The sequence below is a fragment of the Neptunomonas marina genome (assembly GCF_004005935.1).
Lineage (GTDB): Bacteria > Pseudomonadota > Gammaproteobacteria > Pseudomonadales > Balneatricaceae > Neptunomonas > Neptunomonas marina.
In genome coordinates this window covers 1-24,289 of record NZ_SACQ01000003.1, presented here as the reverse complement: position 1 = coordinate 24,289, position 24,289 = coordinate 1, and the positions used below count along the sequence as shown (strand labels likewise).

General features: G+C 49.2%; 26 protein-coding genes. 16 read left to right on the top strand and 10 right to left on the bottom strand.

Features of this window, described 5'->3' with window-relative positions; translation table 11 throughout:
- A complete protein-coding gene (locus EOE65_RS07660; RefSeq protein WP_127693729.1) occupies positions 1-1,410 on the bottom strand; it encodes a DNA-3-methyladenine glycosylase 2 family protein in 1,410 nt (469 codons plus the stop codon).
- Positions 1,411-1,604: 194 nt separating this feature from the next.
- On the opposite strand from EOE65_RS07660, the gene EOE65_RS07655 reads away from it, so the two are divergent.
- A complete protein-coding gene (locus tag EOE65_RS07655) occupies positions 1,605-2,393 on the top strand; it encodes an endonuclease (RefSeq protein ID WP_127693728.1) in 789 nt (262 codons plus the stop codon).
- Between the two features lie 136 nt (positions 2,394-2,529).
- Here EOE65_RS07655 and EOE65_RS07650 read toward each other — a convergent pair whose 3' ends face one another.
- Positions 2,530-3,393, bottom strand: coding sequence for an SDR family oxidoreductase (locus EOE65_RS07650; RefSeq protein WP_127693727.1), 864 nt, complete (start codon positions 3,391-3,393; stop codon positions 2,530-2,532).
- A 124-nt stretch (positions 3,394-3,517) separates the two neighbouring features.
- Here EOE65_RS07650 and EOE65_RS07645 point away from each other — a divergent pair, with 124 nt between their 5' ends.
- Complete coding sequence (locus tag EOE65_RS07645; protein WP_127693726.1) at positions 3,518-4,369, top strand: hypothetical protein; 852 nt, start codon at positions 3,518-3,520, stop codon at positions 4,367-4,369.
- 2 nt (positions 4,370-4,371) lie between these two features.
- Here the strand turns inward: EOE65_RS07645 and gap are convergent, their stop codons facing one another.
- The gene (gap, locus tag EOE65_RS07640; RefSeq protein ID WP_127693725.1) at positions 4,372-5,379 is read right to left on the bottom strand and encodes a type I glyceraldehyde-3-phosphate dehydrogenase; all 1,008 of its coding nucleotides are present in this window, start codon (positions 5,377-5,379) and stop codon (positions 4,372-4,374) included.
- A gap of 126 nt (positions 5,380-5,505) precedes the next feature.
- Between gap and EOE65_RS07635 the strand changes: the two genes are divergently transcribed.
- Genes EOE65_RS07635 through EOE65_RS07620 form a run of 4 tightly spaced genes read left to right on the top strand, consistent with a single transcriptional unit; the run spans position 5,506 to position 7,790 of the window.
- Positions 5,506-6,312, top strand: a complete 807-nt coding sequence (locus EOE65_RS07635) for a DNA-binding protein (RefSeq protein ID WP_127693724.1) — start codon at positions 5,506-5,508, stop codon at positions 6,310-6,312.
- Positions 6,313-6,346: 34 nt separating this feature from the next.
- A complete protein-coding gene (locus EOE65_RS07630) occupies positions 6,347-6,793 on the top strand; it encodes a response regulator (RefSeq protein WP_240656943.1) in 447 nt (148 codons plus the stop codon).
- A 56-nt stretch (positions 6,794-6,849) separates the two neighbouring features.
- The gene (locus tag EOE65_RS07625; protein WP_127693723.1) at positions 6,850-7,518 is read left to right on the top strand and encodes a response regulator; all 669 of its coding nucleotides are present in this window, start codon (positions 6,850-6,852) and stop codon (positions 7,516-7,518) included.
- Positions 7,515-7,790 (top strand): hypothetical protein, encoded by a 276-nt coding sequence (locus tag EOE65_RS07620; RefSeq protein ID WP_127693722.1) that lies wholly within the window; start codon positions 7,515-7,517, stop codon positions 7,788-7,790. The genes EOE65_RS07625 and EOE65_RS07620 overlap by 4 nt, the downstream gene beginning before the upstream one ends.
- On the opposite strand, the gene EOE65_RS07615 is transcribed toward EOE65_RS07620, so the two are convergent.
- Positions 7,791-8,180 (bottom strand): thiol-disulfide oxidoreductase DCC family protein, encoded by a 390-nt coding sequence (locus EOE65_RS07615; protein WP_164847048.1) that lies wholly within the window; start codon positions 8,178-8,180, stop codon positions 7,791-7,793.
- A gap of 67 nt (positions 8,181-8,247) precedes the next feature.
- Between EOE65_RS07615 and EOE65_RS07610 the strand changes: the two genes are divergently transcribed.
- Positions 8,248-9,000 (top strand): SDR family NAD(P)-dependent oxidoreductase, encoded by a 753-nt coding sequence (locus EOE65_RS07610; RefSeq protein WP_240656942.1) that lies wholly within the window; start codon positions 8,248-8,250, stop codon positions 8,998-9,000.
- 6 nt (positions 9,001-9,006) lie between these two features.
- On the opposite strand, the gene EOE65_RS07605 is transcribed toward EOE65_RS07610, so the two are convergent.
- The 5 genes from EOE65_RS07605 to EOE65_RS07585 all read right to left on the bottom strand — a co-directional run bounded on the left by EOE65_RS07605 (position 9,007) and on the right by EOE65_RS07585 (position 12,407).
- Complete coding sequence (locus tag EOE65_RS07605) at positions 9,007-9,324, bottom strand: DUF6482 family protein (protein WP_127693720.1); 318 nt, start codon at positions 9,322-9,324, stop codon at positions 9,007-9,009.
- Positions 9,325-9,333: 9 nt separating this feature from the next.
- Positions 9,334-9,972 (bottom strand): GTP cyclohydrolase I FolE, encoded by a 639-nt coding sequence (folE, locus tag EOE65_RS07600; RefSeq protein ID WP_127693719.1) that lies wholly within the window; start codon positions 9,970-9,972, stop codon positions 9,334-9,336.
- 123 nt (positions 9,973-10,095) lie between these two features.
- Positions 10,096-10,959, bottom strand: a complete 864-nt coding sequence (locus EOE65_RS07595) for a pirin family protein (protein ID WP_127693718.1) — start codon at positions 10,957-10,959, stop codon at positions 10,096-10,098.
- A 9-nt stretch (positions 10,960-10,968) separates the two neighbouring features.
- Entirely contained in the window at positions 10,969-11,922 is a 954-nt protein-coding gene (locus EOE65_RS07590; RefSeq protein WP_127693717.1) for a glutathione S-transferase family protein, read from the bottom strand.
- A gap of 14 nt (positions 11,923-11,936) precedes the next feature.
- Complete coding sequence (locus tag EOE65_RS07585) at positions 11,937-12,407, bottom strand: DoxX family protein (RefSeq protein ID WP_127693716.1); 471 nt, start codon at positions 12,405-12,407, stop codon at positions 11,937-11,939.
- A gap of 150 nt (positions 12,408-12,557) precedes the next feature.
- On the opposite strand from EOE65_RS07585, the gene EOE65_RS07580 reads away from it, so the two are divergent.
- Together EOE65_RS07580 and EOE65_RS18310 are read left to right on the top strand one after the other, a co-directional pair.
- Positions 12,558-13,448 carry a LysR substrate-binding domain-containing protein gene (locus EOE65_RS07580; RefSeq protein WP_127693715.1) on the top strand — a complete coding sequence of 297 codons (891 nt, stop codon included), beginning with the start codon at positions 12,558-12,560 and terminating at the stop codon, positions 13,446-13,448.
- Between the two features lie 100 nt (positions 13,449-13,548).
- Positions 13,549-14,085 (top strand): type II secretion system protein, encoded by a 537-nt coding sequence (locus tag EOE65_RS18310; RefSeq protein ID WP_164847047.1) that lies wholly within the window; start codon positions 13,549-13,551, stop codon positions 14,083-14,085.
- Between the two features lie 108 nt (positions 14,086-14,193).
- Here EOE65_RS18310 and EOE65_RS07570 read toward each other — a convergent pair whose 3' ends face one another.
- Entirely contained in the window at positions 14,194-17,094 is a 2,901-nt protein-coding gene (locus tag EOE65_RS07570) for an ABC transporter substrate binding protein (RefSeq protein WP_164847046.1), read from the bottom strand.
- Positions 17,095-17,689: 595 nt separating this feature from the next.
- Between EOE65_RS07570 and EOE65_RS07565 the strand changes: the two genes are divergently transcribed.
- The 7 genes from EOE65_RS07565 to EOE65_RS18390 all read left to right on the top strand — a co-directional run.
- Entirely contained in the window at positions 17,690-18,019 is a 330-nt protein-coding gene (locus EOE65_RS07565) for a hypothetical protein (protein ID WP_127693712.1), read from the top strand.
- A 596-nt stretch (positions 18,020-18,615) separates the two neighbouring features.
- Positions 18,616-20,001, top strand: coding sequence for a cytochrome ubiquinol oxidase subunit I (locus EOE65_RS07560; protein ID WP_127693711.1), 1,386 nt, complete (start codon positions 18,616-18,618; stop codon positions 19,999-20,001).
- Positions 19,994-20,992: a cytochrome d ubiquinol oxidase subunit II gene (gene cydB, locus EOE65_RS07555; RefSeq protein WP_127693710.1), complete on the top strand. Its 999-nt coding sequence runs from the start codon at positions 19,994-19,996 to the stop codon at positions 20,990-20,992. Before EOE65_RS07560 ends, cydB begins: the two co-directional genes overlap by 8 nt.
- Before the next feature lie 426 nt (positions 20,993-21,418).
- A complete protein-coding gene (locus tag EOE65_RS07550) occupies positions 21,419-22,972 on the top strand; it encodes an SIR2 family protein (protein ID WP_127693709.1) in 1,554 nt (517 codons plus the stop codon).
- Positions 22,973-23,092: 120 nt separating this feature from the next.
- On the top strand, positions 23,093-23,662 hold the full coding sequence (locus tag EOE65_RS07545) for an SMI1/KNR4 family protein (protein ID WP_127693708.1): 570 nt from the start codon (positions 23,093-23,095) through the stop codon (positions 23,660-23,662).
- A 75-nt stretch (positions 23,663-23,737) separates the two neighbouring features.
- Positions 23,738-24,079: a transposase gene (locus EOE65_RS07540; protein ID WP_164847045.1), complete on the top strand. Its 342-nt coding sequence runs from the start codon at positions 23,738-23,740 to the stop codon at positions 24,077-24,079.
- Positions 24,080-24,108: 29 nt separating this feature from the next.
- A partial coding sequence (locus tag EOE65_RS18390) for an IS3 family transposase (RefSeq protein ID WP_164847044.1) occupies positions 24,109-24,289 on the top strand: 181 nt, incomplete at its 3' end.

The window sequence follows — 24,289 nt, the reverse complement described above, 5'->3', positions numbered from 1 at the left end:
TTACTCCTGTTCCGTGTCTGGAGGTTGATGCCAAAGGTGTTGAGTTAAGTAGCTGCGCCAAGGCGCCGCGCTATCTGGCGAGATCTCTCTATCTAGCGTTTTAATGCGATTCTTTACCCCAAGATCGCCACCAAGATAGATATCTGGATCGCTGAGTCCCCGCATCTTCGCATAATCTATCGTCCAGGGGCCAATCCCTTTAATGCTCTGCCAATGATCCGGTGACTGCATTGTTGCCGCATCTGTCGCGAATGCTTGGGCAAAAGCCCGTAGGGTTTCCCTTCTTGCATTCGGCATCTTTAAAAATGCAAGGTCGCTATTGGCTAGTGCGGTGGGGGTGGGGAATAGCTTTAATGGCTCTAACTGGTTCAGCGCCGCGCTGTTCAGTGGCTCGCCAAGTTCCGCCACGAGCTGCTCAACAAGCTTTTTAGCGGCAACCACCGAGACCTGCTGGCCTAATATCGCCCGCACGCCTGCTTCAAATAGGCTCCATGTGCCGGGCAAACGTATTCCCGCTGTGATGGGCATAAGGGCGCTAAAGTGCTGCGTGAGGTGTGCATCAATGGTGTGGCTGTCTGCGTCTAGATCAAACAGCCTGCGGATATTGCTACAAACGCTGCGTAGCTTGCTTAAATCCTCTAATGCAAGCTCCAGTTTGAAGCGATGCTTTTCAGGTTCAGCGCTTAAGCGAAATACACCCTTCGTACCCGCCCACTCGAAGCTGCGCGCATAGCTATTGGCTTCTACGATCTCCAGCTGTGCGATGGCACGCCGTGCTAAGAAACCGTGCAGATGCGCCCAGTTAAAGGGCGGGCGATAGCTCATATGGAGGGTAATGGCACTGCATTCGCTGCTGCGCTTTTCGCGGCGCATTTCGCTAGGGGACAGCTTCATGAAGCTACGGAAGCAGTCGTTGAAGCGGCGCACACTCTGAAAGCCACTTGCCAAGGCGATATCTGTAATCGGTAGCGTGGTGGTGTGCAGTAGCTGCTTGGCCATCAAGCACTGCTGATACTGGGCATAACGCTTTGGAGCAACGCCAAGATGCTGCTGAAACAGCTGCCGTAGGTAGCGGTCTGTAATGCCTAAGCGGCTTGCCAGCTCAGGCATGCTGGTATCGGAAAGTTCACCCGCATTGATGAGGCTTAATGCACGATCCAGCGTTGTATTCACCCCGCGCCACGGGTTGGATCCCGGCGCAGCATCGGGGCGACAACGTAGGCAGGGCCGGTAGCCATCCTCAGCTGCTGCAATGGCGGCTGTGTAATAGCGTACGTTCTCTTCGCGGGGCAGCTGTACAGGGCAGATGGGGCGGCAATAGATACCGGTTGTTTTCACTGCGATAAAAAACTGGCCATCAAAACGAGCATCTCTTGAGAGCCTAGCCTGTCTAAAAATTTCCTGATCCATAGTGTGCTCCAAACTTGAGTTATCAGGTTAAAGCGGCTGCCCGAAAAGCACTAGCCGTTTTCGGAACTGTAGGTAATTTGATTCACATATAAACTTTGATTGAGCTTTAATAAATCATTATAATTTATTGAAATTAATAGATTTGATGTGTCAGTAAAGGATGATTGCGCATCTCATGTTGTAAGAGATTTTCTGTGCGTCATCGTTTTATATCGTCTGTTTTCTGCGTGTCAGCATCGCTGGCACTCGCGGCTCCCAGTTTTGCTGGTGCCTCTTTTAGCCAATCCAAACGTACGCTGAGTGAGATCTATGCAGATCAAGCCACCAGCTTCTATTGCGGCTGTGAATTCGTGAAAGAGGGCAAAAAACTGGTGCCCTTGCATGAATCTTGCGGCTATGTACCCCGTAAAAACGCCAATCGTGCAAGCCGCATCGAGTGGGAGCATGTCATGCCCGCGTGGGCTTTCGGCCATCAATTGCAATGCTGGCAAGAGGGTGGGCGCAAGAACTGCCGTAAAGATGAGCGCTTTCGTACTATGGAAGCCGACATGCATAATCTGGTGCCCGCCATTGGTGAGGTAAACGGCGATCGCTCAAATTATAGTTTTGCGATGCTCTCGGGCGAGCCGCGTAGCTACGGTGCGTGCGATATGGAAGTGCATTTTAAGTCCCGTAAGGTCGAGCCGCCTGAGCACCGTCGTGGCGATATTGCCCGTAGCTACTTCTACATGCGCGATCAGTACGGCGTGCGTTTGAGCAAGCAGCAAACCCAGTTGTTTGAAGCTTGGGATAAACAAGATCCAGTAGATCATTGGGAGCGCCAGCGCAACCAAGAGATCGCCCGTTTGCAGGGCAATGAGAACCCTTATATCAGCGGCCCGCGTTCAACAGATAGCAACGTGGCAGAGCGGCCAGCGGAATCCTCTTGGTTTAACCAAGTACTCGCGTTGCTTGCTGTGATCTATCAGGCACTGAACAGCTAACAAGCGTGTGGCAGCCTTTGATCGGCTGCCGTTTTTGGGGCCGGTTAGTATCAGCGTATTTACTTAGATTGGGGAATTCGTTGAGTCGCCCTATATAGGCGAAGTACATCTCGGATATTACGAAGATGTAAGTTCGTCACGATTTCCGGTTTTCTTGGTCTGCAACTCGGCGCAGCACGTAATCCAGCGCACATGAAGGTAGCAAGCGACGCAGATAAGCAAACAAGTAGGTGGGCAGGGTAACGTAGTAGCGGTTGCGTGGTCGTTTGGCTTCTAAGGCGTGTATCAGTTTATTGACCACCGCTTCTGGGCCTAGTGTGAGAAAGTCCGTCTCTTGTGCGCTGTCTTGTTTGGCTAAACGGTTTTCGACCGCCTCATACGTGGTTTTGTGAGCGCTGTTTGAGGTGTCGATATTGGCGCGGAACTTGGCGAAGGCGTTGTCACGAAACTTACTGGTGATGGGGCCCGGTTCAATCAGGCTCACATAAACACCTGAGCCATGCAGCTCTTGACGCAGTGTATCGCTAAGGCCTTCAAGTGCGAATTTACTTGCGTTGTATGCACCGCGATATTTTAGGGTAATTAACCCGAGTACCGAGCTATTCTGGATGATGCGGCCATAGCCTTGCTGGCGCATCACAGGTAGAAGTTTATTGGTTAGCTCAAGCCAGCCAAAGAGGTTGGTTTCGAACTGTTGGCGCAGCACGTCACGGGATAGGTCTTCAACTGCGCCGGGCTGGCCGTAAGCACCGTTATTGAAAAGGGCGTATAGCTCGCCGCCGGTCTCTGCAAGTACCCAGTTCACCGCGTGTTCAATCGATTGGCTATCGTCTAAATCGAGTAGGTGAGCTTGAAGGCCCTGTGATTGCAGTTGCGCAACATCTTGTTCTTGGCGCGCAGTGGCAAAAACGTGGTATCCACGCGATTTAAGTTGCTGTGCGGCAGCTAAGCCGATGCCCGAAGAGCAGCCAGTAATAAGAATGGTGCGGCGCTGTGCCATGGTATATTCCCTTGTATATTGGTGCGCTGACGTTACCATATCGTCCTGAGATAACAAACGCTTTGCCGCAGCTTAAAGATGGCTTTGGCAGGCGTAACCTGAAACCTAATATAGTGGTTGTTTGATGCAGATACGCTCCCTAGTGCTGGCCTCGCTGTGCGGAATTTCTTTGGGCTTTAGCTCATCGGTGGTGGCAGAACGCAGTTTCGCTGGTCCCGACGATATTCCGGTGTTTCATCCGCTTTGTTTGCAACCGCTGAAACAGCATGAAGCCGATGGCGGCGCGTTTGATATGGATGCGTGTTCTGCGGCGCTAGAGGATATCCCGGTGAAGCTCACGCCCGGTGGCTACTACGCGAAGCGTCCTGCTAATACCGCAGGCGAACCGCAAGGGTTTGCTGTCTATCAGCCTGTGGGCGTGCTTGATGATGCGATGGAGCTGCTGCTCGTGCATGATAAACAGGGCAGTGAGCCGCTAGTGTCAGAGATCTTTGTGGTTGGGCGTATTTCGGATATTTCACCGGGTACGCGGGATTATCTCACCAGTATTGAGGAGGCGGGGCAGCGCTGTAATGGTGGTATCAAATCTGCCAAGCTGATCTCGGAGAAGGAGTTGCTGGTTGAGCTGAACGTAAACCCTGATGCGCTCATGCGCTTGGCAGGAGATGCCTCCTACAGCCAAGAGATTTCAGATGATAGCGAAACCGCTGCACTGAGTCTGATACCGCCGGGTAAGCTTGATGATAGACCCACCACCTGCATAGGGACGGTGGTTAAGTACTACAACTTGCTTGATGATCAAGAGGGCTTGAGTGCGGTCCATCTTAACCGTGTGATGGCAGGTGGTGCAGATGATCCTTACCAAGCTTGCTTTGATAAATTAGTTGAAAAACGGTTTGGTAAGCAGGCAGAGCTCACGCCAGAGGCGTTTGAGGCGTTCTCGCGTGAGTTTCTGCTTGAGTGCAGTGCTGGTTAGCGTTAGCTAGCGCGGCGCATCGCGAGGGCGGTATCTAGCATCCGATTAGAGAAACCCCACTCGTTATCGTACCAAGCGAACACTTTTACAAGCCCTTCCTCTACGCGGGTCAACTGCGTATCGAAAATGCACGACGCTGGATGATGATTAAAGTCTATGGAGACAAGCGGCAGGCTGTTGCACTCCAATATGCCTTTGAGCTGTGTTTCACTGGCGGCCTGCATCGCTGCGTTGATCTCCTCCACGGTTGGCGTGGTAACGGGGGTAAAGCTCAAATCCACTAGGGATACGTTGGCAGTGGGCACCCGTACTGCTAGCCCTGAGAGCTTGCCATCAAGCTCGGGGAGCACTAACCCAACGGCCTCGGCTGCACCTGTTCGGGTGGGGATCATCGATAAGGTGGCAGAGCGCGCGCGATAGATGTCGTCGGTATAAAGGTCAGTTAAGTGCTGGTCGTTGGTGTAGGCATGGATAGTCGTCATGATGCCTGATTTTATCCCGACCGTATCGTGTAACACTTTGGCCAGTGGCGCTAAGCAGTTGGTTGTGCACGAAGCGTTGGAAACAATCTGATCGGACGCTTTCAACTGATGGTGGTTGACCCCGTAGACGATGGTTGCATCAACGCCCTTGGCAGGTGCAGATATTAGTACCTGCTTTGCGCCTTGGGCTAGATGAACAGACGCAGCTTCCCGTGAAGTGAAACGGCCTGTGCATTCAAACACGATATCGATATCCAGGGCGTCCCAATTGAGATGTTCTGGATCTTTTTCGGCGAAGGTCAGGATCTCATCGGTATCAATAAAAATGCGGTCGTGTTCGGCGCGTACCTGATGAGGAAAGCGACCATGCACAGAATCATATTGGGTAAGGTGGGCGTTGGCCTCGCTGTTACCTAAATCGTTAATAGCGATGACCTCTATATCGTGGCGGTGCTGTCCTTCATATAGCGCTCTTAGAATGTTGCGCCCTATGCGGCCGTATCCATTAATCGCGATGCGTATAGCCATAGTGTGCTCCTTTGTAGATTACAGCAAATTAAGACAGTGCTTTTTGCTGTGACCACAAGATTGCATAAAACGCTCGGTCGATACATAATTAATCGTATCAAATAATACATATTACATATTATTAGTATGAATAATCGATCATCGACACGCGAAAAAGTCTATCAGGTAGCCGATGAGTTGTTGGCTCAGGGCATTCGACCAACCCAGCAAAATGTGCGCGATCAGCTCGGGAGTGGCAGTCTTACGACGATCAATAGCGCGTTAAATGGCTGGTGGCAATCGTTATCGGAGCGGCTAACACGGCGCAACTCTCACCCTGAGTTACCGGATGCGGTATTGGGTGCGGCAAACAAGCTTTGGGATGAGGCGCTTGCGAATGCTGAGTTTCGTTATCAACAGCGATTGAATGAGGCCAGTGATGTGGTTGCGGCCCAGCGCCAAGCGGACGCCGACGAGATCAAGCAGCTAAAGCAGCAGCTGTCAGTGCAGCAAAACCAGCATCATGAGCTGATGCAGCGGTATGATCAAGCGATAGAAGAGGGCGCTCAATATCAGCGCCAGCTGTTACAAACCGAAACGGCTCTGGTAAAAGCAGATGCTAAGTGCGCAGATCTGAGCCGCCAGCTAAAGCAAGAGCAGTGGGTTCAGGCTAATCAAAAAATGCCCACATCTGACACAGATGCCATGTTTGATCTTAAAGTTGAACTTCAGGTTAAAGACAATAAAATCAAATATCTAGAAGATCTTATTGATAAAAAATCTAAAGAAAATGGTGAGCTTGTGGCAGCGCTGAAAAGTGCCGAGCTGGATGCCATCAAGCAGCAGCACCGCCTAGAGCTGGTGATCGCGCAGCAAGATGCACGTTATGAGGATGCGCAAGCTGCGTTAGCGGATTGCAAAAAAGCCCTTTCTCTGGCAAAAAGTAAGGCTTAGAAATCATGTTCTTATCTAGCCCCCAGAGGATGCCATGGAGATAGATCTACCTGCCGACCCCAGTGCCGGAGTGATTCTAGAGGCGTTGCGCTCATGTTCCGTTGGCGATGCCCTATGTTTGCACTCAGAAACTGCATTCCAGAAGGCGAAAATTCTGGTGGTGAAGGAGCAACTCACGGGCGTTTCTATCCAGCTGCTTGATGAGGATGGTTACATCAAGCGCCAAGTGGTGGGCAAGCATCGTAATGAGATAGAGGAAGGTGATTTTAACGACCGCCAAATGGCGGTGATTCGAGCGCTCGAAAAAGTGCTCTCCCATTGCAAGCGCGAAGGTGTGCGGCTGGTGGGCTACAGCGATGAGCTAGTCGCTTATCCCGCAAGCTTTTCCGATCTGAGCCAGGCCTCTGTTTATGCGTTCGATATTGACACGGATGGTGTCTACACTGGCGCAGATTCCGAGCTGAAATTGGTGGATAATTGATGTCGGCTCCTTCATAATTCCGGCGTATATAAGCTCGAGTTGTTATACTGATTAATATGAGTTCTATTAAAGTTCTGCTTGTCGATGATCATGAAGTGGTGCGTGCGGGTTTCCAGCAGCTGTTGGATCGTCACCCCGAGATCGAAGTCGTCGCTGAAGCGAATAACAGCCAAGAGGCGTTTGATGTATTTAAACGCTGCGCGCCGGATGTTGTGATTATGGATCTCAATATGCCGGTCAGTGCTGAAAGCGACGAATCTGCCAGTGCGCAAGGTGGCATTGAAGCGGTGCGCCGTATTCTTAGCTTCGACGCGACCGCTAAGGTGATTGTACTTACGGTTTGGGGCGCTGCGCCATATCCCACGAATTTGGTTAAATCGGGTGTCAAAGGCTACCTGACAAAAAACTGTGCGCCCGACGAGCTGGTTCAGGCGCTGCTTAGCGTCGCGAAAGGTGGGGAATACTTCTCTGAAAGCATCCGTCAGGTTTTGAATGATGATGGTAGTGACAGCCCACTTAAACAGCTAACTAGTCGCGAGCTGCAGATCTTCACGCTCTTGGCTGAGGGCAAAAGCGTCTCCGAGATCGCAAACGAGAAGTGCCTTAGTCCAAAAACAGTTCATGCACACCGCTCAAATATCATGCGTAAGCTGGGTGTTAAACGTAATGCCGAGCTCACTCAGTTGGCCATTCGCTATGGTTTACTGGCGGGGAATGAGTCGTGATCGCTGAGGTTGAGAATCTGCTGGTGGATTCTGAATTCATCTGGCTGACTCTCAAAGAGGGCGACAAAATCTCTATTGAAGTTAATTTTGTTCAAGATGGTGTGGTGCAGCTGCTGGCGGATAAGCCGTATGAAGTTGTCGCAAAGACCGAAGCTCAGACGGGTAATCTCAGCTTCGTTGTGGAGTCAGATATTACCGGCGAACTTGTTAACGTTCACCCCTTTCTAGTTAGCGACTATATCACCATGAGTAACCCTTACCGGGTTAACTAGTTATCGTCGGCAAACCCCTTCCTTGCACTGGCGACTCGCGCGCCAGGCTGCAAACTTCTGATAGCCATACTCCAAAATAGGGGTAACCCCCGTTGTACTGATCAACTTGCCTAGCCAGCGATAGTGGGGCAGTCGGTGCCAGATTTCCACAAAGCTATAAGCTCCTTTAATGATGTTGCCGTGGCTGTCGAGGATATGCAGCTCGCGCATCGCTTGTTCAAACGTAAAGGGTAGTTTGCTGAATTCGGTATCAGGTGCACTGATATCCACCCATGTGATGGGTGTGCTGGGCTTTGCGATACGCTGATAGTGGTCGATCTCTTTTTTACACAAAGGGCAGCTTCCATCGAAGAAGACCGTGATGTGGGTGTCAGTTGTTGCGGCTGTCATTGCATTGTCTCTTACGTTGGCTACTCTGAATATGATCTCTCTTTCTTTCAGATACGTAACAGGCACCATGAATAGATTTAATAATTTCTCATCGCAGATGAACGTGGTGGTGGTTGGTGCCACGGGGGGAATCGGTAATGCGCTTATTGAGGCACTACTCGACGAACCTCGTGTTGCTCAAATATTTGCGTTCTCACGCTGTACTGGTAATGCTCATGCCGCCCTTTGTAGTGAACGGGTTATCCATGGCTTTGTGGACTTGGAAAAGGAAGCGAGTATCGAGCAGGCCGGTAAAACGTTGCGCGATACACCGATTGACTTAGTCGTGGTGGCAAGCGGGCTGCTGCATGATGGTAACTTGCGGCCTGAAAAGGCACTCAAGCAGCTCTCGCAAGACAGTTTGCAGCGCGTTTTCCAGATTAACGCTATTGCGCCTATGCTGCTAGCGAAGGCGATTTTGCCGCATATGCGCAGCGACACGCGTTCCGTGTTTGGGGTGCTTTCTGCGCGTGTTGGTAGTATCTCTGATAACCGCTTAGGCGGCTGGCACAGTTACCGCAGCAGCAAAAGTGCGCTGAATATGTTTTTGAAAACGGCGGCTATTGGCAGCAAAATGTTGCAACCTAACTGTGTTATCGTTGGGTTGCACCCAGGTACGGTTGATACTCAGCTATCCGCGCCGTTTCAACGCAATGTCAAACCAGAAAAGTTATTTTCGCCGCAGCAGTCTGCTAACTACTTGCTAGATGTGATCTCTGATTTAATCGCGGAGGATAGTGGCAAAGTGTTTGCCTGGGATGGGGAAGAGATAGCGCCGTAGGCGCTATCAATGAACTTCAGGTACGACTTGTTTCCACGGTAGTGCGGTTTCGAACGTGTCTTTAAAGTCTGTAGATTGTTGCCCGACCATCTCATCATAAGCGCTGTTATCACGGCGCAATACGTAACTTTCTACCTTTAGTGTTTCCATCAACTCTTTGATTTGTATCATGTTGTGAAATCTGAGGGGCTTTTCATCTTCGTACAGTAGGCGCTCTTTACCTTCTATCTCGACCGTTACTTGGTAGATCATCCAATCTATCGAATGGATGACAACACGTTTAATCGGTTGCAGGTTCGCAAGATCTGATAGCTGTAATTTCATCGTCAATCCCTAACCTAAGAATTCAGCGCGTGTACGCTCGTTAGTTTTGAACGAGCCGCCCAATGCAGTGGTTTCTGTTTTCGAGTTCACATCCATCACACCACGCGCTTTTACGCAGTAGTGGGTGGCACGGATAGAGACCGCGACATTATCGGTTTCGAGCAGCGTTTGCAGCGCGATGAGCACCTGTTTTGTTAGGCGCTCCTGCACTTGAGGGCGCTGGGCAAAGAAGCGAACCAATCGGTTGATTTTCGATAGGCCAATAATTTTCTTATTGGGAATGTAAGCGACGCGCGCCGTGCCGTCGATGGTGACGAAGTGGTGCTCACACGAGCTAACCAGGCTGATTTTGTCCACCTTGACCATCTCGTCAACGTCCATTTTATTTTCGATCATGGCGATGGCAGGGAAGTTGCTGTAATCCAGCCCTGCGAACAGCTCATGAACGTACATCTTAGCGATGCGGTGGGGTGTTTCATGTAGGCTGTCGTCAGAAAGATCAAGGCCTAATGTCGTCATAACACCCGTCATCAGCTCTTTGATGTGCGCGTATTTCTCGTCCTGAGAAAGGTCTGTCGGAATCGTTGGTGTTTCAAGCCCACATTCGATAAGACGTGTTTTTACAGCGTTCGCTTCGGCGGAAATCATAGCCAGATCCTTTCGTAGTATTGGATGTTTTCCCTGTTACGAAACTGCAATGAAAACGGATGAGGCTCGCTAAGTATTTCGTTGAGTAGCCGCCTCATCTGGTTTGTGCTAGCAAGCTGCTTGTCACTGCACAAGCGTGCCGTTGCGCATATCTTGCAACGCTTGATCTATCTCTTGGGGCGTGTTCATTACGAAGGGGCCCCAGTGTGAGATCGGCTCGTTAATGGGTTCCCCAGCGAGCAGCAAGAGCTTGCCGCCCGCTTTACTGCTCAGTGTTAACGTATCGCCTGCGGTTGTGGTTGCGATCTGCTGTGTCATGATGCCCTTTGTTCCATCGACCAGCGCATCTCCCTCATAGACGTAGAGAAGCAGTTTTTTCTGCATAGCGACGCTGAGTGTAACCGCCGCGCCCTCTGTCAGGTGGATATCGAAAAAATCCGGTGCTGTCGATATACCTTGCACTGGGCCTGTGGCACTTATACTTGGCTGCCCGTTTTCTAACAGTTGCAGTTGGCCTGCGATCACTTTTGCGGTTACGCCTGCCGCCGTAACGGTGGGGATCTCTTCGGGTTGAAATTCGCGGTAAGCTGGCTCACAGAGCTTCTCTGTTGCGGGCAGGTTCACCCATAGCTGGAATCCATGTAACCGCCCCGACTCCTGCAGTGGCATCTCTGAATGGAGCACGCCTCGGCCTGCGGTCATCCACTGTACGCTGCCGCTAACCAGTTCGCCGGTATTGCCCATATGGTCGCGGTGCTGCATACGGCCCTCGAGCATGTAGGTGACGGTTTCAAAACCACGGTGGGGATGCTCAGGGAAGCCACCAATGTAATCGTTAGCATCGTCAGAGACCATCTCATCTAGCAGCAAGAACGGGTCAAAGGTGTGCATATCTTTGGCGTTGGCATTGCGATTGATACGCACGCCATCGCCATCGGTGACAGCCCTTGCGGGCCAGATTTTATCAATATGACGTGAAGTGCTCATGGTTATCTCCTAAGCGCTAAACAGCTGAGCGCGGTTATGGACGCGGTTGTAATCCAGCTCTGGCCCGGTTGGCACGATGCGGGTTGGATTGATCATGTCGTGGCTGTAGTAGTAATGGGTTTTGATATGTCCAAAGTCTACCGTTGCAGCAACGCCGGGTTGTTGGTACAGGTCGCGCAGGTAGTGAGGCAGGTGTGTGAACTCCTCAATGCGTTTGAGGTTGCATTTGAAGTGGCCAACATACACCGCATCAAAGCGGATCAGGGTGGTAAACAAGCGCCAATCGGCTTCGGTAATCTGATCACCCACTAAGTAGCGCTGCTCACCGAGCTGCTTGTCTAAGGTTTCTAGCACCTCAAACAAACGGGTCACATGCTTTTCGTATACGAGCTGATCCGTTGCAAAACCTGCTTTGTACACGCCGTTGTTGATGGCATCGTAAATGATGGTGTTTTGCGCATCGATCTTAGCTTGCAGCGCGGTAGGATAGTAATCCGTTTTGACATCCGTAAAGGCATCGAAGGCGCTGTTCAGCATCCGGATGATCTCGGCAGACTCGTTGTTAACAATGGTTGCGGTTTTCTTATCCCAAAGCACTGGCACTGTAACGCGGCCCGAGTAGTCTGGCTTGGCCTTGCGGTAGATGTCGGCGAGCACGGCGGCATCTTCTAAGGGCCCTGCGTTGTGCGCGGGTAACTCCCAGCCTTTATCGAGCATCTCAGGCTTGACCACTGTGACACCAATCACCGCTTCAAGCTGCTTTGCTGCGCGGATAATCAGCGCGCGGTGTGCCCACGGGCACGCTAAAGAGACATAGAGGTGGTAACGGTTCGCTTCGGCTGGGTAGTCGCCATCTGGCCCTATCCAATTGCGAAACTGAGCATCTTGGCGGATAAACTCGCCGCCGGAAGCAGCTGTGTCATACCAGTCTGTATGCCATTCGCCGTTGATTAACAATCCCATAATACCGTCTCCGCTTATCGTATTTTGTTGGCAATGATATGGTCAGCTGCGAACTTGCCGCCGCCGTTGATCGCAAGCGCGATGCTTGCCGCCAGCAGGGTTAATGCAAACTCGTAGCCATTATTGGCAATGAACAACCCGTTACCTAGGTGAACCGTCATGGCCATGAGCATGGTAAACGCGACAACAACTGCGGCTGGGCGGGTAAGCAGCCCAAGGATGAGCGCCAGCCCGCCGAAGAACTCGGCACTACCGGCAAGAAATGCCATCAAGGCGCCTGGCGCAAAACCAACCGACTCCATCCATTGGCCGGTGCCTTCGATCCCATAACCGCCAAACCAACCAAAGAGCTTTTGAGCACCATGGGCCGCTAACACAATACCCACAGGTACGCGCAGCATTAAGTTTCCGATGCTTTGATCGCTGGTGAGTATGCGTTTTACAACGTGGGCAGAGGGTGTTTTCGTTGTTGTCAGAGTGGTCATGTTGTTCACCTTTTATTCGCTAAATTTGAAGGGTTAAAGCGCATCAAACTGGCTGCTTTATCGATGTTGTTTATTCTATGCCGCTAGTTTTTTTAAAAAATCGAAATAAAATGACTAAAATATTCAAACTATTTGAATAAAAGGTTAGCTATGCCAACACGACTCACACTGGAAGCACTTGAAGTGCTGGATGCCATCGAGCGTAAAGGTAGCTTCGCTGCCGCAGCAGCAGCCCTCTACAAAGTGCCATCTGCCCTGACGTACAGCGTGCAAAAGATGGAAGAAGATCTAGGCATTACCTTGTTTGTGCGAGAAGGGCGCCGTTCGGTGCTAACGCCAGCGGGACGCCTATTGGTTGAGCAAGGTCGGCAGCTGTTAGAAGCGGCAGATCGGCTGGTGGAGCAGAGCCGCCAAGTCGATAGTGGCTGGGAGTCGCGTGTGAATATCGCGGTAGACTCTGTTTATGGTGTCGAGAAGCTCTTCCCGCTGGTGGCCGATCTCATGCTGGAGTGCCCAACCATTGAGATCAATCTGTATGAAGAGGTGCTAGGGGGGACATGGGAAGCGGTGGCAGAGGGGCGTGCGGATATCGCCTTTGGCTCAACAGCGCCAACACTTCCTTATCGGCAGCTCGAGCTTGCAGAAGTGGCGACGATCGAATGGGCATTTATGGTCGCGCCCTCTCATCCGTTAGCGCGGTGTTTTCAGCCTCTTAGCGAAGAGGATATCAAGCAGCATCGTGCTGTTGTGGTGCGTGATTCATCGCAACACTTACCACCTCTGACTCGCAATTTGTTGGATCAGCAGCCGGTTTTATCCGTTGCGACCGTGCAGCAAAAAATAGCCGCACAGATAGCAGGATTGGGGTGTGGTTATTTGCCCCGTGGTTTGGTTGATGGCGCGTTATCTACGGGCGAATTAGTTGAGCTTGCAACAGTGGCCGGTAACCAACAGCATGCTCTTTACGCACTATGGAAGCGGGATGCTACAGGCCGCGCTGTACGGTGGCTAGCGTCGCAATTAGGGTATCTTGATAGTTAAGTTTTGGTTCATATAAAGCGGCTAGAAATAATCGTTTTATCGACTAAACTTGGCGTTACAAGCTTGGCTTGGATTATTTTCGATGCAAAGGAGTGCCGTTGTGCAGTTTTCATCTTCTACCTACCGTGCGCAAGCAGGTTTTACCATCATTGAATTGGTTGTCGTTATTGCGCTTCTCGGTGTGTTGTCGGCGGTGGCATTACCGCGCTTTATTGATGTGACGGATGATGCACGCAAGAGTGTATTAACCGCGATGGCAGGGACGCTTAGTACAACCGCTACGCTGGTGCATGCGCAACTTGTGATTGAGCAAAAAGCACACCTTGCCGCGTCTAACGTCGTCATTGATGGTAGCAACGTTGATACCGTTTACGGCTACCCCAATGCCTTCTCGAGCATCCGCACTGCCGTTAACGCGGATATCCAGCCGTATGGACGCAACAGCAACAACAGTGAACATGATTGGGTGTATCAGCTGATCCGCATTAGTGGCCGTTCTGGTATTGATGTGACCCATGGCAGCGTTGTGGGTGATGCTCCTGCACCAACGCCGCAATCCACTAACTGCTATGTCCGTTATTTTCAAGCGACAGCAACTACCCCTTACGCAGTGGAACTTGAAACCTCAGGTTGTTGATGGGTGGCTCTTTTGCATGGGCCGGTAATTCACGCGATTCGATGCGGTATGGCCCGCTGGAGGGCTTCACCATGGTCGTGAAGCCCGTGCGGCTTAAACGGTCGTTGTTTAAACGATATGATCCTCTTTAGCCGTGCTCACGGTGGCTTGGCGCCACGCTGCGGGTTGTTTCCACGTGCGTAGCCACTCGGCTATATCGGCCGCAGGCATTGGGCGGGCAATGGCGTAACCTTGAGCGAGCTGGCAGCCCAACTGTAGCAGCGCTGTGCCATGCTCAACGCTCTCGATGCCCTCGGCGATCAATTTCATTTGGAAGGCATTGGCCAAGCTAATTACACCCTCAAGAATCGCTCTATCATCAGCATCCACAAGAATATCTTTGACGAAACCGCGGTCGATTTTAAGGTACGCAGCAGGCAGTTTTTTGAGGTGGCTTAACGATGAGTAAGCAGTGCCAAAATCGTCTAAGGCGAACTGTAGGCCCATCTGCCGACATTCGTTCATCGTCGCCGATACGAAATTGGTGTTCTCTAACGCGCCCGTTTCGAGAATCTCAAGCTGTAGCAAGCTGTTGGGTAGGTTGTTGTAATAACCAAGTTGGGTGCGCAGCTTTTCAACAAACCGGTCGTGTTCAAGCTGCATATTACTGACGTTAACGCTAACACTCAGCTCCAGCCCCTGTTTGTACCAGTGATCCAGTTGCTCCAATGCTTGCGCGATCACCCAATCGCCCAGCTCTATAGACAGTGAGTGCCCCTCGATGAGTGGCAGGAAGTCTCCGGGAGGCAGTAAACCATGTTCCGGATGCAGCCAACGTACTAGCGCCTCTAAACCGATCACTTCCCCTGTCGCCATATTCACTTTCGGCTGATAGTACAGAACGAGTTCGCCGGCGCGAATCGCTTTTTGGATACGGTCTAGTCGCTGCTCACGCTGGATAATGTGCTTCTCGATCTGGGAGTCAAAGCAATGATAACGATTTTTACCCTTTGTCTTCGCGGCGTACATCGCTTGGTCTGCCTGACGGAGCAATTGGTCTGCGTCTAAAGACTCCTCTTGCGGATAGGTAGTAATGCCAATACTTGCAGAAATTTTTAGCAGCTTGTTGCTGATGTAAAACGGTGTGCCCATGAGCTTGATAAGGCGTTTGGCGATCTCGATAGCGCGAGCTTGCTCTTGAATATCGACTAAAACCGCTACAAATTCGTCGCCACCCAAGCGGGCGAAGGTGTCCTGTTCGCGCAGTATGTGATGGCCGGTGAGGGCGATCTCTTTGAGCAATAGATCGCCGGTTTCATGGCCGTGGTGGTCGTTAATATCTTTAAAGCCATCAAGGTCGATATAGATCACAGCCAGCACTTCATTATTGCGATGGCACTGCAAAATAGCTTGTTGTAGCCGGTCGGAAAACAGCAATCGGTTAGGTAGTTTAGTCAGCTGGTCATAGTGGGCCATAAACTTGAGCTGTTCTTCATATTGCTTTTGCTCAGTGACATCGACCGATATACCACACAATGCAAAGACATTACCTTGCTCATTCTTGAGTGGGAGTTTTGTGCTTCGGTAGGTTCGAGGCGGCCCACCATCCTTGGAGGTGTTCACCTCTTCGACACGCAGTGTTTGTCCGCTATCAAGTACGTTCTTATCATTTTGAATGATCTCTTGCGCGGTCAAAGGTGAGAAGAACGCGTAGTCATCGTAGCCTACGACATGCTCCAGAGGCACCTGAAAAACCTCCCGCACCGCTGCGTTGGCAAAGATATAGTTGCCCTCCATATCTTTTAGGTAAACACAGGCGTCAAGGTTGTCTAATATGGCGCGTAGCGTGTGCTTCTGTTCAGCGAGTGTGCGGGATAGTTTTGTCCTCAGTTGGTTTTGGCGTATCAAGTACGCGATGAATATCGACATGAGTCCGAAGAGAAACCCAACACTTGCCAGTTCAATAGCATAGCGTTCAAATAGCGTTGAGCGCTTGAAGCGCACCTGTGTAGCTTCGGGTAGTGGTGCGTAACTCAAATCAAAGCGGCGCATAACGCGATCATCGACAACGGTAATATTGGGGCTTTCTGTGACAACCGGAATAGCCGCAGGGGATGTTCCCGTTAAGATATAGCGCGCGATTTGAGCTGCCTTCTTGCCTTGCTCGAAATGACTAATGATCAAACCACCCAATATGCCGTCTCCTAAGCCGTGCTCCCAAAGGTGAAAAACCGGAACGGGGGACTTGGTAAGAATCAACTCGAGTGCATCATCAAAAGAGAGCTGTGTTTGATTGCTATCTCGGTAAGCCGAGAGCAGCAATATTGCATCTTTTTGATCGATATAAGGGAGGGCATCACTCAGTTCAGACCAACTTAAATCGGCCAACGACAGCACTTTAAACGTCTTACCTGGGAACTGAGGCGCTAACGCAAGCAGCGTTTTTAAATCGGCTTGGCCGCTGGGTGTGCTATCGACAATGACATGAAGTGTGCTCATCTGAGGACGTAATGAACCTGCTAAATGGATCGTGCCCGCGATCGACGCCGCCTCAACCACCCCTGTTATTTGTGGTTCAGCGTTGGCTGATAAAGCACTTTGGCGGTCATTGACGCCGAGAAAAACCATGGGTGTGTCAGGAAACAGTTCCTCTTTGAACGATTTGATCAGGTTGAAGGCGTTATCGTCTGCTGTCATAACAATGTCATACGCAGGGCGTTGGGCCAGTTTGTATCTCAAGCTCTCTAAAAAGAGTGCTTGATACTCGTTACTGACGTGGCGTTTACTATCCATGAACTCGATATCGATCTGCGGGTGATCCTCTTTCGGAAAGGCCGCCAGAATACCCTCATACACGCGTCGTGCTGTCGGGAACGTAGGATGATACGAATAGATCAACAGGACGCGCTGATCTTTGAAACGAGGGGAGTCGGTGGTATCAGCAGCCAACCTTGACGCGAAGGTTGCTAAAACAAGTGCGGTAACTGTGACGAATAAATACATCCAGCGGCGCGCAGTAACGCGATGCATACAGCTCTCCAAATCCATTGTGAAGAGGCTACAGCGGGAACGACCTCTATTGTTCTTTTTAACTTATATCATAGTCCACTTTTTAAGGCCCTTCGGTGTTACTTTAAGCCAACAAAGAGTGAATGGCTGGGGTCTTGGCTGATCGATCTTCAGAAATTAAATATAAAACCAGAATATTGCCTTTTAAGTCTTTGTTTTTATGGTGCGTTGAGTGACTTATAAGTGCGCAAAAAAACGCCGATAGGCAGTGATAGGGTGTTGTACCTGCGGGTGGATTTAAACAAAACGCTTGAAGAGCGCTGCTGCATATAAGCATGGGGCTAATTGTTTGGTTGTGTTCGCCATAAACACGTCGGATGCGGTAGTGCTGCATAGGGCTGAGTGAGATTTGTCGGTTGGTAAACTGACCGTTACCCGCTGGTGGCGGTAAACAGGACACAAACTAGACAAAATAGGTAAATAAGTTAGCTAGTGTTGCTTGAAAAGTGGTTAGTAAAAACTATATTTATCAGACAATTACATAAAAAACGTAGCCTTTTATATCTTATAAGCATAATAAACAGGCCACTCAAACCCAGCCAACAAAGGACTGACCATGACACAGCTCCCAGATAACAAGAAGATTACCGTTATTTTCCGCATAGAAGCTGGGTGTTTAGGGCCGCAGGGAGCTAACCATGTTGTTGACTTTAGTGGTGTCGCGCAGCAGAAATTGGCAGCGCGGTTTCCTGACTTTATCAAGTGGGATGTAAGCCCGCGCGACGATAAAAACCTTCCCGAGTTAGATTACGGTATCGGTTCACGCCTACTAACACGGGATCAAGCGCAGCGGTACTTGGCAGCACTCGACACACCGATAGACGATCTTGAACAGCAAGTCTTTGATCATCTGCCGCAATTGATTGATCAGTATTTCGGCCGCTAGTCACTTCTAAGCTTCCTCATTTAATGCGTTTATCTATCTAAGCATTACAGGGCAGAGTGCTTCTCTGTCCTATGTATGCGGCACCTCTTATGGCGCCTGTGTGTTTCTGTTTCTTCGCCTTTGCACCTTCAAGACTTACCCCGACACAGCATTTACCCCAGTTTTGTTCATTGAATACGCATAAGAGTATGACTGCGTTTATGCATGGTTGACTGTCAAGTTGAGTGCAATGAAACATTTGACATGGATCAATAAAATGCTAAGATTTCAGAAAATACTGAAAATTCATAAATAAAAACTCAAGTGATATAGATCGCTACGCAATGAATAAGCGGCGCAGATCACCGGCTATAGGGCTAGCTGACGACTAACACTTGGCAGAGGAGCATAAACGCGAGTAGGGCGTTGAACGCTTTGCTCACCTCTCACGGAAGAGCCGATTTGAACCAAAACTGAGTAGCTGTGCTGCGAAGTCGAAGGTGTAGTTAGCAACTGAGCATAAGAGATGCACGGTTTGCTGGCTCAACAGCGCTTTTTCATGAGTGCTTGTGTTATGCAGGCGCTCTAGTTGTTCAGCATTAATCTTGAGGTGGATTATGTTTGAAGAAACTCTAATGCTCTCGCGGATTCAATTTGCCGCAAATGTGAGCTTTCATATCCTATTTCCCACCATAACCATCGCGTTGAGCTGGTTTCTGGTATTTTTCAAAGTGCGCTTTAATCAAACGGGCGATCCGGTGTGGTTACGGGCCTATCGCTTCTGGGTGAAGATCTTTGCGCTGACCTTTGCACTGGGTGTTGTGAGCGGCATTACCATGTCGTTTCAGTTTGGTACCAACTGGCCAGGTTTTATGGAAACGGTGGGTAACATCGCCGGGCCTTTGCTGGGCTATGAGGTATTAACCGCGTTTTTCCTTGAGGCCGGCTTCTTAGGCATCATGCTCTTTGGTATGAACCGCGTATCAAACCGTGTGCATACCGCTGCTACCGTGATTGTTGCGGTGGGTACCGCGCTTTCGGCATTTTGGATACTGGCGCTGAACTCGTGGATGCAAACCCCGCAGGGCTTTGAGATGCGCGATGGGGTAGCCCACGCCACAAGCTGGTTTGATATCGTGTTTAACCCATCCTTTCCCTATCGTCTTACCCATATGGTGATGGCATCGGCCTTGACCGCCGCCTTCTTAATTGCAGGTATCAGCGCTTATCGCTTACTAAAAGGTGATGACAAACGCGCACCTAAGCTCACGTTGAAAGTTGCGCTTTTTGTTGCGGCCATTTTGGCGCCCTTGCAAGCGCTGGTGGGTGACTTCCACGGCCTCAACACATTGGAGCACCAACCACAAAAGATCGCGGCGATGGAGGGTATCTGGGAAACCGAAAGCCGTGTTCCGCTGCTGCTATTTGCGATTCCAGACGAGGAAACTCGCGAAAACCACTTTGAGATTGGTATTCCCGGCCTTGCCAGCCTGATTCTCAAACACGATATCGATGGCGAACTACAAGGCTTAAACGACTTTGAGGGTAACCATCCGCCGGTTGCGCCCGTGTTTTACGGCTTCCGTGTCATGGTGGGTATTGGCGTTCTGATGATACTAACCGCGTGGTTGGGCAGTTATCAGCTACTACGGGAAAAACAGGTTAGCCCCACTGTATTAAAGCTGGTGGTCGCTATGAGCTTTTCTGGCTGGGTAGCAACGCTTGCCGGTTGGTATGTCACTGAAATTGGCCGCCAGCCTTGGTTGGTAAGCGGCGTGTTAACAACACAGCAAGCCGCCACCGACATTGCGCCCGGCAATGTGGCGATCTCTCTGGTGATGTACTGCACCCTGTATGTGGTGCTGTTAGGTGCCTACCTAAACACACTATTTGTGATGGCGCGCCGTGCCGTTGAAATTGAAGAGATCCGCCCCGAAGAGGCTGTTGATGCACGGGCTCGTATTGGCAAGGCTATCGTCGAAGAGGTAAAAAGCTATGTTTGATGCACACACATTAGCCATTATCTTTATCGGCTTAATGGGTTTATCGGTCATCTTGTATGCGGTGCTAGATGGTTACGACTTAGGCGTTGGCATCTTGCTACCGCTCGATAACGACGAACACAACGACCGCATGATCGCATCGATTGGCCCGTTTTGGGATGCCAACGAAACCTGGCTTGTGCTGGCGGTGGGCTTGTTGCTAATCGCCTTCCCACCGGCGCACAGCTTGATCCTACGCGAGCTCTACATGCCAACCGCTATTCTGTTGATCAGCTTAATTCTGCGGGGCGTTGCATTTGATTTTAGAGCCAAGGCCCCGTTTGGCCACAAACCCACATGGAACCGCGTATTTAAGATCGGATCTCTACTAGCGGCACTGAGCCAAGGTTACATGCTGGGTATGTACGTTATGGGGTTTGAAAAGAGCGGGGCGGCGATCGCATTTAGCATCTTAAGTGCGCTGGGCGTTGCAGCGGCCTATAGCTTTATTGGTGCCTGCTGGTTGGTGATGAAAACCGAAGGCGATCTTCAGCAGCGCGCTATTAACTGGGCCAAACGCACCATCTGGCTGGGAGTGATCGGCACCATCGCGGTATCGGTGGTAAACCCATGGATCAACCCAACCGTATACGAGCGCTGGTTAAGCTGGCCGAACGTGCTATACCTAGCGCCGCTACCGATCCTGTGTATGGGGTTGTTCGCGTTTAGCTATGCGGTACTTAATAAGCTGCCAAAACCCCAAGACCGTAGCTGCTGGGTGCCCTTTGTATCGGCTGTTGCGATCTTCCTGCTGTGCTTCTTTGGCTTAGCCGTTAGCTTCTTCCCATATATCGTCCCCGGCCAATTGACGATTTGGGATGCCGCCGCAGCGCCCGAGTCACTCACCATCATCCTATGGGGCGCTATTGTGGTTGTTCCAATCATCATCTGTTACACCGCCTTCGCGTATCGCGTCTTCTGGGGCAAAGTGGATGAACTGAAATACTACTAACCCCCTCCAGACACAGCGCTCTTGTTAACAGGCCGTTACAAGAGCGCTGTACTCTAACCACCGTGCACCTCACACCTCCCTGACGCAAGTCGAACCCACAAAACCCACCTATACCGCTTGATCCAGCTTAGGTAAACCGCTACGGTTTTATTGGCTAATTAAGGTGTTTCTGATCTACTACTGCCTTACCAGTGCGTTAGTCAGCCGCGCAGCACGATTTTCGGAATTTAATGGCGCGGCGTGCCACTCTATTTTTTCGACAAGGAAGGTGGTGTTGGAAAAGTTTAAATATATCAAAAGGTTAGAAATTAGTTGACTGGCTGCTCAGAATTAGAATGAAGTCATTTTAATAATTATTATGATGCCGGTACGGCATCATAATTGTACTGTTAAACGTTTAGAAAGTTAAGTTAGAGAATTAGAGATATGGAAATAAAGGACAGTCTTATAGAAATTTTTCAGTCTAGATCGGCTGGTCCGTTTCTATTCGTAGGATCAGGATTTTCTAGGCGCTACCTACAGCTAGAAGATTGGAAGGGCTTGCTTGAAAAGTTTTGCGTTACAGGTAAACCCTTTGAATACTATTTAGCAGCTGCTGATGGAAGTTATCCAGCTGTAGCAAGACTATTAGCAGAAGATTTTAATGAATACTGGTGGACTGCTGAAGAATATAAAGAAAGCGTAGAGTTGCATAAAAGCAAGATATCTGACGCTACATCAGCCTTGAGAATAGAAATATGTAATTACTTGTCATCTTTAGATCAATCAATAGCAATTGACTCAGAGTACAAAGAAGAAGTTAAATTACTTTCCAGTTTGAATGTGGACGGAGTAATAACAACAAACTGGGATCTTTTTCTAGAGCAATTGTTTCCGGAATATGAACTGTATATTGGTCAACAAGAGCTTCTTTTTTCTAATCCACAGGAAATTGGGGAAATATACAAAATTCACGGTTGCTCTAGTGAGCCCTCATCGCTGATTTTGACGAATGAAGATTATGATGATTTTAATGAGAAAAACACCTATTTGGCAGCAAAGTTAATAACGTTATTTGTTGAGCATCCAATAGTCTTTTTGGGTTATTCGATATCTGATGAAAATATTAGCAGCCTACTTAGAGCTATAGCTTCATGTATTGGTAAGGATAATATTGAGCAGTTACGAAAAAACTTAATATTTGTGCAAAGGCTATCACCAGATGAATCTCCGAATATTTCTGATACATACTTAACAATTGACGGTGTTCAAATACCTCTAGTCCTTGTTAAAACTAATGACTTTAGCGATGTATATGAAGCTATCGATGCAACAAAAAGAAAAATTCCTGCAAGAGTATTAAGATACTGTAAAGAGCAGTTATATGAGCTAGTTCAATCTTCAGAGCCAGAAAAGAAAATTTGTGTTGTTGATATTGATGAAATTGAGTCAAAGGAAGATGTTGAATTTCTAGTTGGTGTTGGTGTTGCTAACCAAGAAATTGTCGGGCCATCCCCAATAGGTTATGCATCGATAGAAATTGAAGATCTTATCAATGATTTAGTCTTTGAGAATGGTGATTATGATAGCCAGCAAGTTGTCGATAATGTTCTACAGCGATTATCAAGAAATACACCAAATATTCCAGCCTTTAAATATCTAAGCTCTGTTGGAATTGATTCTGAAGAAAAGTATCAAGAATCATCAATACGACTTGATAAAATTGTTAAAAGAAACTTTGAATCATTTCAGGTTAGCCAATATAAGAGGCCATTCTTGACAAGGTATAAAGATATGGCAATCGAAGATGTCATTTCTTCATGTACTCCAGAAAATGCATCAGCCTACATACCGTTTCTTGAAAGAGAAAAAATTGATTTAGATGTTTTAGGTAACTTTCTGATAGAAAATATTGAAAAGATAGATTATAAAAAATCAAACTACGCCAGTAATTTCAGGAAGTTGGCCGCTCTTTACGATAAGCTGAAATGGGGCTGGTAACGTTTAACAAGGCGCTGCAACCGATAGGCAAAACTGTCACTCGTTTTGCCATAAACCCGGCAAATCAAGCGCCATTTTTGTCTGCGGCTGAGCGCGGCGTTAGGTGTCCGGAACTCTACGATGAAATGTTGCAGAAAAGAACTCGAAAACCCTGACATTATTGATGGCACTGCATACTTTGTGTGCACCGAATGTGGTGAACTCCGAGAAGTTGAAAATTATCGTGTTTACTCCATTGAAGATTCATTTGATTACTTCAAGGATAAGTATGGCTTTGAACTGCCTGAAGAGTACATTTTATTTCAATCAATAGAATATGGCAGCGTATTTAAACTCCCTCCGAGTGATAATGAATCAATAAATTACTATTTTGGCGAAGATTTCTATACAACTGGTGATATTGCAAATATTAACCCCAATGCAGATTACTCTATTCATGACTCTGCAACCTCAGGTTGGGAGTGGGACCTTCCCGCAAGTCACATTGCCATTGAAGGTGATGGTCACACGTGGCTAGCCCTAGATTACAGTAACTCAACTGTGAATCCGAGAGTGGTAGTTGTAGAGACAGATGACGGTAATAGTTTAAAGGTAGCGGAGTCGTTGAAAGAACTCATGTCTCGTATAATGCGACATGAGGATGTCTATGACACAGACGGCAATATTATTTATCACCAGAAAAGCACCTAACAAGCGCATGTTGTTGGACTGGTGTAGTTCCCCCGGTTTAGTGGACACCTCAATCTAATTGAGTTGAGGTGTTCAGTGCCAGCATATAAAAATCCAAAGAAGACGCGACAGTACAGCAATGAGTTCAAGTCTAAAGCTGTTAAGCTGAGTCACTTAAAAGGGGCAAGCGTGAAAGGTGTTGCGGAGTCACTCGGCATTCACCCCTTCATGTTGTCTCGGTGGCGAAAGGAATATCGAGAAGGAAAGATCGTGTCGGACAACCGGGAAAAGCTGGTTAAAAAACCGCGTACAGTCAGTGAAAACGAACGAATTCGTCAGCTGGAAAAGCAGGTCCAGCAGCTGAAAACGGAGAATGATCTGCTAAAAAAGTGGCAACAATTTCTCGCGGAGAGACAGCGGAAAAGTTCAGGTTCATAGACCGTTATAGAAGGTTTTATAAGGTCAACATGCTGTGCCGGTTTCTGGGCGTATCACGCAGTGGTTTCTATGCTTGGTGTGGGCGTAGTCAGAGCAAAAGAGCGCAACAAGATCGGCGCTTATTGGCGTATATACGAGACATCTTTCGTAAAAGCCGTGAAACATACGGCAGTCCACGTGTTTATCATGCCCTCAAGCGACAGGGCATCG